Raw genomic sequence first — 16,322 nt, forward strand, 5'->3', positions numbered from 1 at the left:
GCAAGGTGACATAGCTAGAGTGTGTTGGCACACGTCCAGATTATAGGAAGCTTGGCTTATCTAGGATGATGATTGTTCAAGTTCTACGATTGACAAAACTCCACAATCCACCTTTCATTTGTATTTCCCGTACAAATCCGTCTGAAGCAGCAAGCAGGCTGTATGACTCTGTGGGCTTCAAGGTAGATTCTAGGGGGAATACTTCTGTAAGCACTATTGTCGAATGTACTAAACCTTTTTAGAAGAAAGGCCGAACCTTAAACAGAATTTCGTACCGAGGTTTCAGTTTGGAAGAATATAGAGGGAGAATTGTAGCAATCTACCTGCTAGTTTTTTTGATTCTGGGAGGTTTGATTTTCACATCACCAGAAGTCACTCCAGATGGCACCAGCACTCTGGAGGAAGTTGAATCATTCGAAGGGAGTTTAGGTGTAGAGAAAGTACAGGATGTTTACAGTCCAACATCTGAGATTGTTCTTTTCAATGACACACCCTCCAGTAGTTCTTCATCATGGGTGTTTTCGTTCCGTTGGGGCATTCCAGAAATACAAGAAAGTTCTGAGAGATTCACTGTTGGAATGGAACCGAATATCCTGATAGGCGAGAATGCAGCTATGTCGTGTTCCGCGGTAGTAAACGTCCCCGTACAAAGCATAGATACTCTCACATACAGTAGCTATTTGAGCGTGCATTCAGGTGAAATCAAGGCCAGACTGGGAGCTAGCACCTTCAATCTAGATGAAGACTTGGACTTCTCACATGAATTGACACTTGATACAGGAGAAAGCACTAGAATAATTCTTGATGACATTTTGGAAGATATGCAGGCTGCTACCGATTCGTTCATAGTACAGACTCTATTCTATCTGGAAGTAGTTTTCATCTCAGACGCCAAAGTTGGCATACATTACATGGCGGCAAACGCATCAACCACAGAAAACGTCATGCCGGTGACAATAGATCCACAATCTCCAGATGGGACAAGCCTCTCAGAAAGTCAGTATCAGCATCAAATAAGTGAGTGCGCGGCGATAAGCGTATCCTCATTGAATAGTAATCAAACATTCATGCTATACTTTTGGAGGGGGAAAAATCAGATTTTCCTACCTTCAGATAATTACACGTGTTATGCAGGGTGGAAGGACAATCTTGGTGATGGAAAGCCGCCATTCTATGGCGGAGAAATCCTGGCTTTTTCAATCAACGTTGAAAACGGAGAAAGCACAGTCTGTGCAGTCAGGCTACCTTGCATCAAGTTGTACATCCGTGTCTCCCCCAGTGTTCCCACGCTGTCACTCAGGATATCGACCAGTAGTGAAGAGCAATACGATGTAGACATACACGGAGGGCCAAATGACGCTTTGTTGTTTGTTCCAACTGAAGATAGTGATTCCTGGCTTTCCGTCCGAAGCCGTGTCGTGAGCAGAGAGTATCGGAATTGGCCAGAAATTCCTAGGGTGTCAGGCGAATTCAGCATCTATTCAATTATCAGAGCTACCTTATCGGTATCAAGCACTACATTTTTCGGTGTCTTGATAACGCCGTTAGAAATCTACACTGTTTTGGCAGCAATAATGGTAGCTATTCTCGCTGTACCAAAGATACATGAATTTGTGAGAACAAAGGGAATGAAGAATCTGCTTAGGCAGCCAGCAACGATACCCTTTCTCATGTTGACAGCGAGCGTACTACTACCATGGATAGTCTTTCAGAGTTCATCGGGCTATGACACAGGCAAGCATTTGACATGTTCATACATTTACAGCATCCCACTATCCTCCTTTGTTTTAACAGCAAATGGCTTTCATGCGTTTTTCATGCCCGAGATATGTATGATACATAATCCATCATGGTCACATCTGTGGGGCAATGCATTTCGAGACATTGCATTTTCCCTTATTCTCTTCTGGATACCATGGATGTATCTTGCTAATAGGATAAAGCATCAAAAGGCGAATCAGCTTGCCCTTACCAAACTATGGATTTTTCTCCTTCCTTCTATTGCAATTCTGCTGGTTCGGTTGTTTAATCCCTGGCTCTATTTCGGATATTTGTCTCTCGGAGCATTTCTTGCAATAGCAGCTCCAACAAGCTACATAGCAATGCATGTCATCCATCGGTACAGGCCAGAGTATATTTCCTGATTGGCATAGTTGACTCCATATTTGCCAAGTAATGACCTTCAAACGCCTTAGACCGATAGATTTTGCTCAGTAAGCACTTAGGCCCAGAATTCATCACGCTCCCTTGTTTCATGAAAGAGCTTTGATTCAACAATAATTTGTTGTACGGATTCGTCCGTGTCGTTCCGAAGGATCTCTACTACACCTGGATAGCAATCAACGCCCAAGCGAAGTAATACGATTGCAAGTGTCCTTCTGACATTTTCATCTGGATCCCTGGCAAGTTGTGCTAACGGCTTACTCAGCTCAGAATCCATTCTTAGTACTAGGTGCTTAGCCACAGCTGCCCTAACAAGAGGGTCTGAATCTCCAGTTTTTTGAATCAAGTATTTAGAAGCTCTGCGATGGTTGATGGAACCGATTCGCTCTATTTTCTGCAATGTTACAAACCGATGGGTTTCTGGAACCTCGAGCAAAGCTTCTAAGGCGGGAAGATCAATCTCTCCAAGGGCTTCCATTGCAGCATGGACAATCTCTTCACGCTCTGACCTTACAAGATCTACCAAGTATGGAATCGCCCTCTCTGAATGAGTCAATCCCAAAGCCTCAATGGCCTCAGTCACTGCAAATTTAGGATAATCTATATCTGAAATCCTACGAAATGCTTGAATTCTTCGCTGAATCAAGTCTAGAATGTGCTCTTCGGAAGGTTTCCAGTCGATTTCAGTTTCTATGATTTTCGCGGTTTCCGGATACAATTTCAAAAGGCTTGCCAAAACTGGTACCCCAATAGAACCAAGCCGTTTGAAACCAGCTACAGCCTGCGTTCTCAGTCGGTCAATAAGAGTATCAGCTAATTCTTCTTGGTTCTCACGTCTCAGAGCCATAATCATATTGAACATTCGGATTTCATCAGTCTCCAAAAAGGCTTGCAAGTCGAGCATCAGGAGGTTAACCAAGAAGGACACGGCGTAGTCTGATTTTGTGGCGCCTATCTCCTTTGCCATCGAAGCCAAATTCACGATGTCGAACTCCCGAATCCATTTCCAATACTCATTCTGAATCGTCGGTGAGTTAATCCTGAAAAGCGCTTTCAAGGCTGAAAGCCGAACTTTATCGTCCGATGAGTCAACTAACTTTCTTAGCTCATCTGTACACTCCGACGCTCTAAGTACACCCAAAGCATCGCAAGCTGCCTTTTGTATGACAGGAGAGCTTCGTCTTAGAGAGTTTCGAATTTGTGGAATAACCTCTTCTATTCCCAATCTTCCCAGTCCTGTAAGAGCACAGGCCACAGTGGATTCGTCTTCCCGACCTAATGCAAATAGAAATGGCTCTTTACAATATTCATGACCAATTTTGCATGTCTTCTCGAGCCCGATTCTACAAATCTGATCATCAATATCTAGGCTCATGGTGATACCCTGAAGCAAGTCCTTATGATATGAAATTGAATCTGTGTAAAGTCCGAGGTATCTTTCCTTCACAGACAGAGAACCGACCTCATCACGTGCTGCTTCTGGAATTTTGACTGGTGAAAGCTTGAGCTCAACAAGCTTTTCGAGAACAGGTTTGGCTTCTTCTATGGTAGTTCTACCACCTACCCCAGATTTGACGAGAAGGTTCAGAGCAAGTGGAAGCTCCAGAAAATCGAACATATCGACAAGTCCGTCTTGCATCAGGTATGGCCTTGCTTCTCCCATTTTGGCCTTGCGTGCATCCAGGATTTTTGGTAGATATGCCATCAAATCAGGATCTTCGAATTGACTCGGGCGAAGTAGGAATACATCCCCTGTCTCAATTTGCTCTTTCAAATATTTAAGGGCAAGTTCTCGACTAGCACTGTTCACCTCGCCCCAAGATTCCGGTTGTTGCTGAGCTATCTTTTCAACAAATTGTGAGGGGTCGCAAGCCAATCCATAGAACTCTCTGATTTCAAAAAGACGGAGAATTGAATTCAGATACATTCCCCATGCTTGCGTTAACTGGAATGACAGGGCAATTTGCTTCAGGGTATTGGTGATTCCTATTTGTTCAGCAGAGTCTAGTATTTGTTTCCGCCATGCCTTTCGCTTTGCCAAATCCAGAAGCTCTGCTTGATTAGATGCAGCCAGATAGTCTCTCCAGCTCAAACCTTTCTCCATGAGCTCTAGAAGTGTGTTCTCAATCATTCAAGCGACTCCGTCATGTATTTCTCAAGCAGATGAGCTATCTGTGCCCGAAGATAATTGCGTTTGAGCTCAGTTGCCAAGTCGCCATACATGTATTTCTCAGTTAATCGATCTACGTGAGCACGAGGTATTCCTAGGTCCAGCGCATCTTCAGTTCCTTCGGTATCAGAATGTTGTATAAGTGCCTTCAGTCTCTTTCTGGCAACAGTTCTCACTGCATCTTCTCCATCATTCTTGCGACTGAGAGCCAGTAGAGGCCAGGCAATGGGTTCTTCAGGATTCTCTTCCACTACGTCCTCAAGAAGTTGAATTGCCTCATCTCTCCGATTCAGTCCAAACAGACTTCTTGCCCGGTCTACAGGCGAGGCCTCTGTAGAGGAAAGGACTTGATTCAATAGACTCTCAGCTTCACCCCTTTTGCCTTCTCGTCTCAACAAACTTGCCAATAGAATCATAGAATCATGAGTTCCCTCGTTTGCAGCTATTTCTAGTGATTCTTGCGCGTCAGAATCATCAAGGTAGGTCTGCACACGACCAAGAACCGCGTAGAAGAGAGGCGGGGTTTCTTCGATCTTGACATATTCGTTTAGAGCCTCAGCAATAGAATGATAATTTTGATCTCCAAGGTTTTCAACCAAGAGCACAAGGATTTGATCGCGGTTTGACTTCGCTTTTTTCTTTGCTTGTGCAAAGATTTTCTCAGATTCTTCCTCCAAACCATGAACTCGAAGATCTAAAGCAAAAAGCGCAATACTGGCTACATCCTCGAGGGGGACATCACTCATGAATTTCTTGAGATGCTGTTTAGCCTTCTCAATCTGGCCTTTTTTGAGTAGCGATCTAACGCGCAATACTTGGGAAAAGCGCCAATCAACCTGTGACAGGAATTTATCCGCCGGCTTATTCTGTGTAACCTCTTCTTTCAGACGCATCCCTTCCGCGATATGCCCTGTTTGGAGATACACTCCTAGGAGCTGCATCTTGACCCGGATATTATCAGAATCCCAAGATAGGACATCCTCGAGATTCTTAATAGTCTTCTCAGGATTCTTTCTGTGAGATTGCCCAGAAACTGAGATAAGCACATCTATGTTATCAGGGTCTTTCTCAAGTGCTTTTGTTCCATATTCAAGAGTCAGATTCCCGTCGATTTCGTGAAGCATGCGGATTGTTCTCGTTCGTTCTTCGATGTTTGTCTGGAAGAGATTCTTCAAGGCCCTCTCGGTGTATTCCTCTGATTCTTCCAATCTTCCGCGGTTCTTGAGATCAATGGCGTAGAGAATTGATATCAGAGGGCTCTCCGGATTCTCTTTCAATGCACGTTCTAGGAGCGATTTACTTTCCTTTTCCTTGCCCACCCGGTCGAGTATGGATTTAGCCGCATGAACAGCCCACGGATATCCAGGGTCAATCTCTAGAGCCTTGTACATCCATTCCAAGCCCTTTTCATATTCCATGTTGTTTGAAAAGACAACCCCAATGCCGGTCAGCAGTTCCAAATTCTCTGGTGCTAAATCAATGGCCTGCGTGTACACTTCCTTTGCTCGATCCAAATCCCTTCTTCTATTCAGAATCTTCCCAAGAAGGGCCAGTACGTCAGGATCAGCCGGGCGATGCTTCAGGACCTTGGCTATCGCCTCTTCGCTGACACCAACAATGTATCGATCTGCTGCGTGTTTTCCTAGTTTGAACCAGGCATCTATGTTGTCTGGTTCCGACTCTGCCTTTGCTTTGAGTTCAGCAATCCTGCCATCTCTCATACGGAACTCTCCGCCTATATATTCACTGTTTTAATATTTAAATAACGCCCCAAAAAATAATCAAGCCATTTGGAAGAGCGTCTATCTGTATAACAATAGATTCCACATCATGTCGGCCAAATTGGATCCGTAGAATCTCTCCTCAGAAACTTCTTCGCTCATATTCGTCCAAGAATGAGTACCATCATGTAGCGTTACGAGCAGAACCTGTTTGTACTCAAGACATCCAGTATACTTCCAAATCTCAATGGCCCCACTAGGAGACTCTTCAACAATCGGTATTTTAGAGCAATTATTGCTATCCACCCAGAATGCCACAGATTCGTTGGCTGACAAGTCAATACGGTCTACGAGGAATCCTTTCTCTCCTCTTCCTCCTTCGTATAATACTTGTTCATCTAGTTTCCCATGTATGTGTACTACTGAAACTGGGTGCTCAGGCTCGGGAATAAGATACAACTCACCATCTATAGTGGCTTTTCCACCCACGCTCCCAGAAACCGGGGCAATACCAGCAAGCATCCCAGAGTGTTCCGCAGCGAATCTATATGTCATCATAGCACCGTTCGAATGACCTGTCATATAGATCTCTGAAGTGTTGATATTGTACTCATCAGATAAATGAACAATCAATTCGTAGATAAACTGGACGTCACTGATGTTGTTTCTTGATGCATAAGCGTCTATGTAGCCAGAATTCCAGGTGTGTAGTGAGTATGGGAGATCACCTGTGCCATCAGGATAAGCCACGATGAAACCGTAGTCCTCAGCAACAGAATCAAAACCGTATGACCGTTTCATGTTTCGAGCGTCACCTCCACCTCCATGCAGAGCTACCAGCAAAGGCACGGGTTGAGAGGATTCGTAAGATTTGGGAACATGAAGCAAGTATTTTCGCTCCGTGCCCCCGATAGTTAGATAATGAAATCCGCGAGCTCGGGAGTTCAATATTCCCAGTAGAGGAAGAAGCACAATAACGCAAACGAGTAGCAATCCCACAACCTGCTTTCTTTCAAAGGATGAAATATGAATGCAAATTAGAATACCCGATGCAATGACCCCCACCAATGGCACAATATACGAACCCATCACCAATACGCCCCAAGATGAAGAAACAGCAATCATCACTGAGCCTACAGTCTTGTATCTTCGATAGATTAGGAGGCTGATGAAAACTGAGCTTCCAATCAGAAGCCCCCATAGTACAAGAATCATCCCAGCGGTTGGCCTAATCGTGGTTAGTAACGTGCCAAAGACAACGAACTTCAGGCTGTTGATTAGAATTAGAATGCCTGCTATGATTGAGACAATGATTCCAAACTTCCCAAGATTCCGGTTTGACTTACTCTCACTCATTTGATTCGAAATCCATATCTGCGATATAATAACAAAATGCATGAATCATCTATAGCAAAGACACAATTGGCGTATTCCAAGGCCTTAATTGAGACCCTGACTCGCTGCTATTCAGGGAATAGAGTATGGACTCGAAGAACTTGAAAGGACTCTTTCTCATTCTGGTGATTGTTGGAGCTGCCGCCGGATTCATTCATCTATATGGGATGACTTCTACAGCGTATGCCATTGACCAAGTATCAAATTCCGGTTCAGTCAAGAGCATATCAATACTCCGAGAGAGGGACCCCGACCAGGCGTTTCTCATAGTTCAATTGGAAAACCCCACCAATCTTGATGTGAAAATAGGATTTGATGAATCATATGCAGTAACGCTTGATAGTTTCACAGCTACAGGCCTACTCTCGGGTTCGAGGGAAGAGGCCATAGAACCCCATGGATCGATTGAGTTTCAAATGATTGCTACTCTCAGTGAGGGGTGGACAGCTACTGATGACAACCTTACAATTACAGTAGCAGGGGAGCTAGAGATATCGACAACCTCTCTTTGGGTGCAAAAGACAAGAACCAGAGAACTAGATTTCACTGACTACTACGAAATATTTGAGAGTTAGCTACTCTTTGTCTGCTTCAAGATGAAATTACCTTGAAGAACATAGGTTGGAACATAACCATGAGCTAGAAATCTTGATATTGGTGGTCATACCCTGATGCATAGCCGAGGCAGTTTATTAACTAACTACTTTGGAGGAAGCTGCGAGTGAGTGAACCACTAAGAACAGATGAACTCGTCGAGAGACTACTGGTTATCTCGACGCTCAACTCAACCTTGATACACTTTCTCCTTAGCTCGGAGATTGAGGGCAGAATAGACCCAGATCGGGTCGATTCGTTAACTCAAGGGCTCCAGCGCACTCGGAAGTGGATGGAGAATGCGACGACGGCGAATGGTATTTCCGATTCAGAAGCTAACATTATGGGTCTCATAATCAAGCGACTATCGCAAATAGAGAATCTTCTACCAAGATTGGCAGAACGTGAGAAGCTAGCAAAGATTAGAGGAAGGCCTGCCACTGAAATACTATCGCTACTCGAGGGCGAAACGACTAGAGTCCCCGGCGAGGTAGAACAAGTTCCAACTCAAGCTACACCTGCTCCAGACACAGCTCAAGTCCCTCAGGAATTTGAGCCGCCACAAGAAGATCCTTACAGGAAAGTGGATATCGAAGATGATGAATGGGGCCTGATTGGCACCACTCAACGCATGATTAATCAATACGCCAAAAGGTGTCATATTCTCCTTCCAATGTTCTGGCTCGAAGTGCTAAAGGAATTACATCGATATAGGTCAAATTCACCATACATCGGCGATGTAATCGAAATGCCAGCGAAAGTCGTTGTGCGAATTATACGAGGGTTACTCACCGAAGCACCAGGCGCCAGATTGCTCCAAGACCTTCAAAAGAAAAGACCACCCGAAAGAGAACTTATGCCTGACGAGCTAGAAAGAATAGAACGGGCGGTAGCAAAGTACTTCGCAGGTGTCGAACCCGTTCTTGCAGAAGAAGATGTGAATGTGCAGGAAAAAGTGCTAGAAGCACAGACCACTTTCGACTCCTTTGATTGGGGCGGCCCCGAACTCGAGAAACGGATCATCAAGCGATTAAACCAGCGCTGTGAGGAGACTCTGAGGAACGCAGAAACCGATAGCGATGCAACTCGACAGGTAATCTACGCTGAGACATCGAAGCTTCTGTGTAAGCTGCAGCTTGCCATTCTTGCTGAACCACGTTTCCGGGAAGTTCTAGCGCAAATGAAACCCTAAGATTCCATTACCGTCTCTTGGTGCAGTATCGATCCAACTGTTTGGACTTTCTTTCAATTCTATGATATGCTGAAGATTCAACCACAAAGTATTGATTATGGAAGAGGTGGTCTAATCTCAATTTCCTTCTCCCATTCCACCGAATAAGAATACTCGATTCTCATTTCTTCTTCAGCTGGCATCTCAAATTCCCATTCAACAACACCAAGCTCCATGCTTTTGTAGTCCCGGGTGAGATTCTCGAGTTGTACATTGATTCTCTCCGAGTCACTATGCGGGATTCGATCAATTAAGCGAACAGTGACAGGTTCCTTGGTGAAACTCTCAATCTCTAGTTGGTACTTGTACTCCCGTCGCTTCTTGCCCCTTGTTAGACCCGCTTTTTCGGTTTCCTTCTCAAGCATTTTCTTCTCGCCTTTGATATCATAGGCTTCTCTAGTTCCCAAGTGGAACTCTTCTCGTGGAGCGACTGTTGATATTGCCGTTTCACTAAGGAAATCTCCATCCGCATAGACCTTGACTTTTCCGGGAATAATCAGCGAATCGCCATTGGTTATGCGATTCTGAATCACGAAAGAGTCCATTGCATAGGCATTCCAGTAGTAGATTTCTTTACTTTCAAACACCTCTTCAAGCAGAGTGATGGGGTGTTGATCCATATCGGCAGGAATAGTTACCCTTCCAGGAACCTGAAATACCATACCTCCAGCTGTGGTTTCAGCAACTCTCGCAGGAGCAGACCTCATATCATCAACACTTTCATAGGCTCTCTCGATTTCAGCAATGACTTCCTCAGTTTCATCACGAGTTGGTACGGTATCTCCTCGTCTTGATCTGATGTAAAGTGGTTCGGGTTCAATCTTGCTCACTGGTTTAGCTGATGCTGTTGACACCACCAGTTCCACATCAGTCCAGTTCTCAAGGCTATGATTCCATATCAATGCAAGCCGCTTCATGGTGGTTCTATTACCCACGACATCTATGTCATACTGGGGAATCCATCGAGCCTCCCGAATCTGATATGTCACCTCTAACTGAACTGTACATTCCTCTTTTACATCGAGTTGAATTGATACATCCTTAGTGACTTCTATTCTTCGCTCGCCCTCGATTCGTTGCAATGAGTTTCTAACCTCAGAAATTTGTGCTTCGACCTTCTCCAGTTCCATTTGTAAATCTCGAAGCTTTTTGTAGGCTTCCTGCTTCATAGCAGTAGTTTCCTGGTCTAAAGTGGATAATGCAGCTATTTCACTATCACCAAAGGCGTAGCGTTTTCCAAACTCCTCGGAAAAGCTGGTGAGTACAGTCTGAAGACGATCAATCCTAGCCTGTTGAAGTTCTACTTCATCATTGATTTCGTCTCGCTCAGCTTCCAGCTTCTTCAGCTTATTTCTCAGCTTCTCGGTGTCGCCCTCTGGCTCATAAATTTCTTTTCGAGTACTCGAGTTAATTCCACGAAGGCTTGCTTTTCCAGTACCTTTCACGCGGAAGCTATCATCTTCAGCGAATTTTGTTATTCCGGTTACCAGAATCTCATGCTCTCCGGGACCGAGTGATTTCGTTCCCTTTCGCGTTACTCGAGCACCATCTACAAATACAGTAACGCTGCTAACTGGTGCATCAATTGTCGTAGTCATATTCATCACATCTTATGGCAATGGGGGAGAGATGGCCTTCCCGCGTTCCCATTCTACCTCGTATTCATATTCAATCGTATGTTCTTTCTGAGGCGTTAATCCAAGATTCCAGGTTAGTATTCCCAGCTCATGTTTGTCTGGATTGAATCTTTTCAAGTCAGCCTCAATCTCTAAATCAGGATCATCGCTGTGCGGAATCCGATCTACAACCTCAATTTCTATTTCTTCTCTGAACAGATTCTCTATGGATAGCCGATACGAGTACTTCCTTCTAAGCTTCCCTCGAGTCAAACCAGCTTTCTCGATTGTCTTGTCAACCATTTTTTTCTCAGATTTTACATAGTGAGCAATTCTAGTGCCAAGAGTTCGCGTTTCACGGGGAGAAGTGAAGGGGATATTTGTTTCACCTATGTATTCGCCATCGGCATAGATTTTTGCTGGGCCAGCCATCAATACAGTATCACCATTGGTAACTTCATTCTCAGCAATGACATCCATCATACCATCAGGATACCAGTAATGTTTCACTTCTGAATCCAACTTCTCGCTGATGAGGTCTACAGGCTTCTTCTCACCGGATTCAATGGTAACTGGAGATGGAGCTTCATATCTCGAAATACCACCCTCAATCTCCTCGACTTGTGCTTCTTCGATTTCCATTTCGGGTTCAGGTGGTCTAGGAGCCATCGCCTCCTTCTTCGGAGCTGCTGAGGGTATTGCACCTACACCACCGCCGCGTGCAGCCATTTTCCGCTTCGGTGGCCGCGGGACATACTCCCTCAGTATCAAGGGTGATCCTTCGATAGCCTCTACCGGTCCGGCTTGAGCGCTGGAAACAACCAGTGAAACATCGTTCCAATCTTCACCAGTTTGATTGCGTACTACTGCGATTCGCCTGACTTCAGCTTCAGTATGCGTAAGATTGATGTCGTAGTTTGGCTCCCAAGATGCTGAAGAACATTGGTAGATAACATTCATAGTAATGTCTGATGTCTTTTTCACATCAAGACTTACCCGAACATCATACGTGTTCTTGGTCAGTTTCTGTCCAGACTTGTCAGCGATTTCATGCTTCAGGACCTGAATTTCACTTACAAGGTTCTTTCGCTTGTCCGATAATTCTCTGAGTTTCTTCTTGACTGATCTGATTATTTCCAAAGACTCAGTATCCATCTCGGTTAGCTTCTGAAGTTCAATTTCACCGCCAGCAAAGGTTCGGCCGAATGTCTCCGAAAAATCGCCAACAACGGCCTTGATAGCGGTCAGACGATTCTCATGAATCCTCAACTTGTCATCGATTTCATTCAGCTTCTCTTCGTGTTCGCGAAGCTCATCTCTAAGTTCAGAAAGGTCCGCTTCTGGAGCTACAACCCTAGTTTGTTTGATAACATCGAAATTCGTAATCGTTGCTGCTCCGTCTCCAGTCACTCGAAAACTATCACTCGAAGCATTGATAGTGATTCCGCGCACCCAGACCTCGCGAGAACCAGTTTCAAGCTTTGTGCTGCCGGTTCTGGTTACTATGGCACCGCCCAACAGGACGCTGACCTCTGTAACCGTTGATTTCAAATCGGTCAAAATTATCTGCCTAGTATTTTCATGGGTATTGCTCCCATTTATCTCTTGAGCCTGTTGTTCGCTCTTGAATCCACTAGCTGACCTTCTTGTTTAGTAATTCTGTTTTCTCAAAATTGGGGAAACACTAAGTGTAGTAGCCAGATGCAGCTCCAAGTAAAAAAATATATAGAGGAGTTATGTATCAATACTCAATATGTAGACGATACATATATTGAGGTGTTAAGTATGGCAAATCTGATAGTTATGACGATCATGAGATTCCTACACAATCTCTTCACAGTGATATGGATAGGCGGAATGTTTGTACTGGGTATTGGAATGCTTCCTGTTATTCAGAGCAAAGTCGAGAAACCAGAGAGAAGAATCCTTATTGAGGGGATAAGAACAAGAATGAACAAATTGGTCGCAATCAGTATCATTGGCCTATTTGTAAGCGGCCTCTTGATGAGCAATGCGTCGCCACTGTTTCAGGGATATCTATCTCTGGGCAATCAATACTCAAGCATATTGGCTATCAAGCATATAGCCGTTGGAGCTATGGTAGCAGTCACACTTGTTAGGAACAGAATGCTTTCAAATCTAGAGCCCGGAAGACAAACCAAACAACAGAAGATTACTGCCCTTCTCTTGATTGTAAATATACTACTTGGCATGGTTGTTCTCTTCTTGAGTGCATGGACAGCTTCTCTCACGGCAATGCAAGCAAATCTAAATTAGGTACAGCCACGTAGACAAACTGAAAAGCGGCAAAAAGAGCTAAACGACCGCACATGGACTTGTATGTCATGAATACAGGCTCAACAGAATCTCAGAATTCCCTTGACCCATTACCACTGGTTCGAGCAATCCTACTTTCGGAAATCTGGAAAAATCCGAAATCCTCAGGATATGACCTTATGAAGTTGAGCTCAGAATTGACCGGATTCAACGTAGAGATGCAGTCAGGGACAGTTTACGGAGAGCTTCGAGCCATGGAAGAAATGGATCTGGTTACATCGGAACAAGAGGATTCGGGGCGGCGGAGACGTGAATACAAAATCACGAGCAAAGGTAAGAGATATGTGGAGGATCTCCAGCAACAGATTAGGGGAAGAGTGAATGATGTTCTTGAACCCCTTCTTTCACTCATGACTTCTTTAACAGGATTGTAATCTTCGTTCAATTTTCAAAACCAGTCCAATGCATTGGAGGTTAAATCCTGAGGCTTCAAGATGCAGCTCAAGAAGCAATCAGAATAGCCGGATTCATTCACTGGTCTCTCTTTGCAATGCCGCAATCTTTTCTGGATGCCAAGGAATATTACTTAAACTGGGTGGATCGGAGTTAACCAATGCGGGAAGCACGCATAACCTAGCTGCGCCCAAAAGCGACTGAATTCTCTCTCTAATTATGTTGATTGAATCCTCTCTTTGAATAGGCTCAAGATTTGTAATTCCGAAACCTTCGAATAGAGAGGCGTAATTAAGAACACCCGAAGTGGTTTGTTGATGTCCGGTGGTAGCATATTCATTATTGTCGAGAATCAAAATTTTCAGGTTCTTCGGACCAACGAACGAAGTGGTTGCTAGTGAACTTAATCCCATCAACAGATTACCATCTCCAGTTACTACAAGAACCTGCTTCTTGGGGCGGGATAAGGCGACACCCACTCCAACTGAAATCCCAAGCCCCATGCTCCCACGCAAGTAGATTTGCGGGCGTGGTAAGTAGTGATACACCTGTCGGCTGATATTGCCGTTGGTGCTGACTACTACTTCATCCCCACTCAGTAGATCTGCGAGTTCCTGAATGAGCTCATAACCATACATAATTAGCCTAAAACCCCCTTTCTCACCACAAGAGCAACAGGTCTTGATGTTTCTTCCATCTTCGCAAGTGCCTCATTCAAAACATGCTTCCAATCGTCTTCTCTCAAGAACCAGTATGGCACACGATAGCAATCTAGTGCATCTTCCATCACATCACCCATCAGGGAGTGCTCAGGGAAGTCTCTGTCTGGTTCAAGGCCTCGATAACTGATGATAATCAGCATTGGCAGTTTGTATAGCTGAGCCAGTGAAGTCAATGCATCACCTATTGTAGCATATCCAGAATTCTGCATGATCACGAACGCCTTCTTGCCTCCAAAAGCAACTCCGGATACGATTCCAATTGCCTCATCCTCTCGTGTGGCTGATATATATCTAATAGAATCGAAGGAAGGAAGTTTGCGGATGATTTCAGCGAAGTACGAGCATGGAACTCCACTACCAAATGAAAATCCATTCGAGCTAAGATGCTTCAGGAAATCTGTCGAGTCAATCATTGCTCTACGATGTGAGTCAACCATTCTTTAAACATAGTGTTTCACAAGCTCATATTTGTCGAGTTTTCATTACCCTGCGTATCGCCAATAAAACTGGAGAGCGTATTTCATATAAAGGGGAATTTCATACGTGCACATCATTACAAGAGGATGTATCATGTCTAATCTGGAAACTATGCTCAACCCAAAATCCACGGCGGTACTTGGTGTATCAACGACCAATCCTTTCTCGCCTGGAAACGTAATCTTCAGAAAACTGGCCTTCGAGAATGGACTCCCCACCTATCCAGTTAATCCTAAAGGAGGAAAGGTGGAAGGAAGAGACGTATACAAGAACATAGCAGACACACCTGAAGTCGACTTGGCAGTTATATCCATTCCAGCCAAATACGTTCCTTCAGCACTTCAAGAATGTGGAGAGAAGGGAATAAAAGCGGTAATCGTGGTTTCTGGAGGATTCAGTGAAACGGGTGAAACCGGAGAGACCCTGCAACACGAAATCGTGAAGATCGCACAAGAATATGATATTACAATGGTTGGGCCAAACTGTATCGGCGTCTTCGTTCCAAACAAGCTTGATACATTCTTCCTGCCCTCTGAACGTGTAGCCCGTCCTCGTGAAGGATCTGTCGCAATTGTATCTCAGTCCGGAGGGTGGCTGATAGAAAGACTGGAAGAATTCGCCCACCGAGATGTTGGTATAGCTGCTGCTGTTTCCATTGGAAATGCAGCTCAAACGAACGTGACGGAGTTGGTAGCCCATTTTGGCACAAAACCAAGAGTCAGCACGATTCTTGCATATCTCGAAGGGTTCAGTCCAAACGGCGGGAGGGAATTTGTCAGGAAATGCAAAGAAGTCTCTCCTGAGAAGCCAGTCATCGTACTCAAAGGCGGGGATTCCGATGCAGGCCAAAGAGCAACTCAAAGCCACACTTCTTCTCTTGCAGGTAATAACAGGATAGCAATTTCAGCGTTCAAGCAATATGGTGTAATCGACGCAGTAGATGAAGATGAAGTCATGGCCTATTCGAAGGCGTTCTCGTTTGAACCAAGCTATATGAAAGGGCCTCGGGTTGGTGTTCTTAGTGTAAGTGGAGGCCACGGTGTCATAGCGTCGGATGAAGCTGAGCATTACGGGCTCGAGTTTCCAAGATTCAATGAAGAGCATCAAGACGCAATGAGAGAGGTTATGACTGATGCGTACCGAGATATCTCCTCGTTCAACAACCCTTGCGACCTCACTGGCAGTGCTTCAGACATCGATTATGAACGCGTATTGGACGTTATGCTAGGAATTGATTATATCGATGCAGCCCTCTTGCTTCTATTGCCATACGCTCCAGGAATTTCACTTCAAATCGGCGCTAGGGTAGCCAATGTAGCGAAGAAGCATGAAAAAACCGTTGTCGCATATGTTCCAAACCTAGAGAAGTATGAGGTCATAATCAGAGGCTTCGAGCTCAACGGCATTCCTTGCGGGGACACAATTGAAGAGTCGGTTCAAATGCTAGACGGCATCAGGCAGCATTCCAAATTCCTACAACGCATTGGCAAGCTATGATTCAAA

The 16,322-nt window shown here is 44.7% G+C and carries 13 protein-coding genes; 6 read left to right on the forward strand and 7 right to left on the reverse strand.

All coding sequences use genetic code 11. The features are described from left to right. Positions 1-287 precede the first annotated feature (287 nt). Positions 288-2,144 (forward strand): hypothetical protein, encoded by a 1,857-nt coding sequence (locus GF309_10100; GenBank protein MBD3159127.1) that lies wholly within the window; start codon positions 288-290, stop codon positions 2,142-2,144. Positions 2,145-2,221: 77 nt separating this feature from the next. On the opposite strand, the gene GF309_10105 is transcribed toward GF309_10100, so the two are convergent. From GF309_10105 to GF309_10115, 3 genes are all read right to left on the reverse strand, one after another. Beyond that, positions 2,222-4,294: a hypothetical protein gene (locus GF309_10105; GenBank protein MBD3159128.1), complete on the reverse strand. Its 2,073-nt coding sequence runs from the start codon at positions 4,292-4,294 to the stop codon at positions 2,222-2,224. Continuing rightward, complete coding sequence (locus GF309_10110) at positions 4,291-6,054, reverse strand: tetratricopeptide repeat protein (protein ID MBD3159129.1); 1,764 nt, start codon at positions 6,052-6,054, stop codon at positions 4,291-4,293. Before GF309_10110 ends, GF309_10105 begins: the two co-directional genes overlap by 4 nt. 81 nt (positions 6,055-6,135) lie before the next feature. Further along, entirely contained in the window at positions 6,136-7,452 is a 1,317-nt protein-coding gene (locus GF309_10115) for a hypothetical protein (protein ID MBD3159130.1), read from the reverse strand. Positions 7,453-7,535: 83 nt separating this feature from the next. Here GF309_10115 and GF309_10120 point away from each other — a divergent pair, with 83 nt between their 5' ends. Together GF309_10120 and GF309_10125 are read left to right on the forward strand one after the other, a co-directional pair. Beyond that, complete coding sequence (locus tag GF309_10120) at positions 7,536-8,024, forward strand: hypothetical protein (protein ID MBD3159131.1); 489 nt, start codon at positions 7,536-7,538, stop codon at positions 8,022-8,024. A 146-nt stretch (positions 8,025-8,170) separates the two neighbouring features. Next, positions 8,171-9,235 carry a hypothetical protein gene (locus tag GF309_10125; GenBank protein ID MBD3159132.1) on the forward strand — a complete coding sequence of 355 codons (1,065 nt, stop codon included), beginning with the start codon at positions 8,171-8,173 and terminating at the stop codon, positions 9,233-9,235. Positions 9,236-9,330: 95 nt separating this feature from the next. On the opposite strand, the gene GF309_10130 is transcribed toward GF309_10125, so the two are convergent. Then, entirely contained in the window at positions 9,331-10,878 is a 1,548-nt protein-coding gene (locus GF309_10130) for a mucoidy inhibitor MuiA family protein (GenBank protein MBD3159133.1), read from the reverse strand. A gap of 6 nt (positions 10,879-10,884) precedes the next feature. Continuing rightward, positions 10,885-12,492, reverse strand: coding sequence for a mucoidy inhibitor MuiA family protein (locus GF309_10135; GenBank protein MBD3159134.1), 1,608 nt, complete (start codon positions 12,490-12,492; stop codon positions 10,885-10,887). A 99-nt stretch (positions 12,493-12,591) separates the two neighbouring features. On the opposite strand from GF309_10135, the gene GF309_10140 reads away from it, so the two are divergent. Together GF309_10140 and GF309_10145 are read left to right on the forward strand one after the other, a co-directional pair. Continuing rightward, positions 12,592-13,167, forward strand: coding sequence for a hypothetical protein (locus GF309_10140; GenBank protein MBD3159135.1), 576 nt, complete (start codon positions 12,592-12,594; stop codon positions 13,165-13,167). A 53-nt stretch (positions 13,168-13,220) separates the two neighbouring features. Then, positions 13,221-13,601, forward strand: a complete 381-nt coding sequence (locus GF309_10145; GenBank protein ID MBD3159136.1) for a hypothetical protein — start codon at positions 13,221-13,223, stop codon at positions 13,599-13,601. Positions 13,602-13,694: 93 nt separating this feature from the next. Here the strand turns inward: GF309_10145 and GF309_10150 are convergent, their stop codons facing one another. Together GF309_10150 and GF309_10155 are read right to left on the reverse strand one after the other, a co-directional pair. Beyond that, a complete protein-coding gene (locus GF309_10150) occupies positions 13,695-14,258 on the reverse strand; it encodes a hypothetical protein (protein ID MBD3159137.1) in 564 nt (187 codons plus the stop codon). A gap of 2 nt (positions 14,259-14,260) precedes the next feature. Further along, positions 14,261-14,779, reverse strand: a complete 519-nt coding sequence (locus GF309_10155) for a hypothetical protein (protein ID MBD3159138.1) — start codon at positions 14,777-14,779, stop codon at positions 14,261-14,263. Positions 14,780-14,912: 133 nt separating this feature from the next. Between GF309_10155 and GF309_10160 the strand changes: the two genes are divergently transcribed. Next, positions 14,913-16,316: a CoA-binding protein gene (locus GF309_10160; protein MBD3159139.1), complete on the forward strand. Its 1,404-nt coding sequence runs from the start codon at positions 14,913-14,915 to the stop codon at positions 16,314-16,316. Positions 16,317-16,322: the final 6 nt, after the last annotated feature.

Source organism: Candidatus Lokiarchaeota archaeon (genome assembly GCA_014730275.1).
In the GTDB taxonomy this organism is placed as follows: domain Archaea; phylum Asgardarchaeota; class Thorarchaeia; order Thorarchaeales; family Thorarchaeaceae; genus WJIL01.

Bases quoted from the DNA above. Each gene is read 5' to 3' on its own strand.
- GF309_10120 (MBD3159131.1), top strand. From the start codon at position 7,536: ATGGACTCGAAGAACTTGAAAGGACTCTTTCTCATTCTGGTGATTGTT.
- GF309_10145 (MBD3159136.1), top strand. From the start codon at position 13,221: ATGGACTTGTATGTCATGAATACAGGCTCAACAGAATCTCAGAATTCC.
- GF309_10115 (MBD3159130.1), bottom strand. From the start codon at position 7,452: ATGCATTTTGTTATTATATCGCAGATATGGATTTCGAATCAAATGAGT.
- GF309_10150 (MBD3159137.1), bottom strand. From the start codon at position 14,258: ATGTATGGTTATGAGCTCATTCAGGAACTCGCAGATCTACTGAGTGGG.
- GF309_10110 (MBD3159129.1), bottom strand. From the start codon at position 6,054: ATGAGAGATGGCAGGATTGCTGAACTCAAAGCAAAGGCAGAGTCGGAA.
- GF309_10140 (MBD3159135.1), top strand. From the start codon at position 12,592: ATGCAGCTCCAAGTAAAAAAATATATAGAGGAGTTATGTATCAATACT.
- GF309_10130 (MBD3159133.1), bottom strand. From the start codon at position 10,878: ATGAATATGACTACGACAATTGATGCACCAGTTAGCAGCGTTACTGTA.
- GF309_10155 (MBD3159138.1), bottom strand. From the start codon at position 14,779: ATGGTTGACTCACATCGTAGAGCAATGATTGACTCGACAGATTTCCTG.
- GF309_10160 (MBD3159139.1), top strand. From the start codon at position 14,913: ATGTCTAATCTGGAAACTATGCTCAACCCAAAATCCACGGCGGTACTT.
- GF309_10105 (MBD3159128.1), bottom strand. From the start codon at position 4,294: ATGATTGAGAACACACTTCTAGAGCTCATGGAGAAAGGTTTGAGCTGG.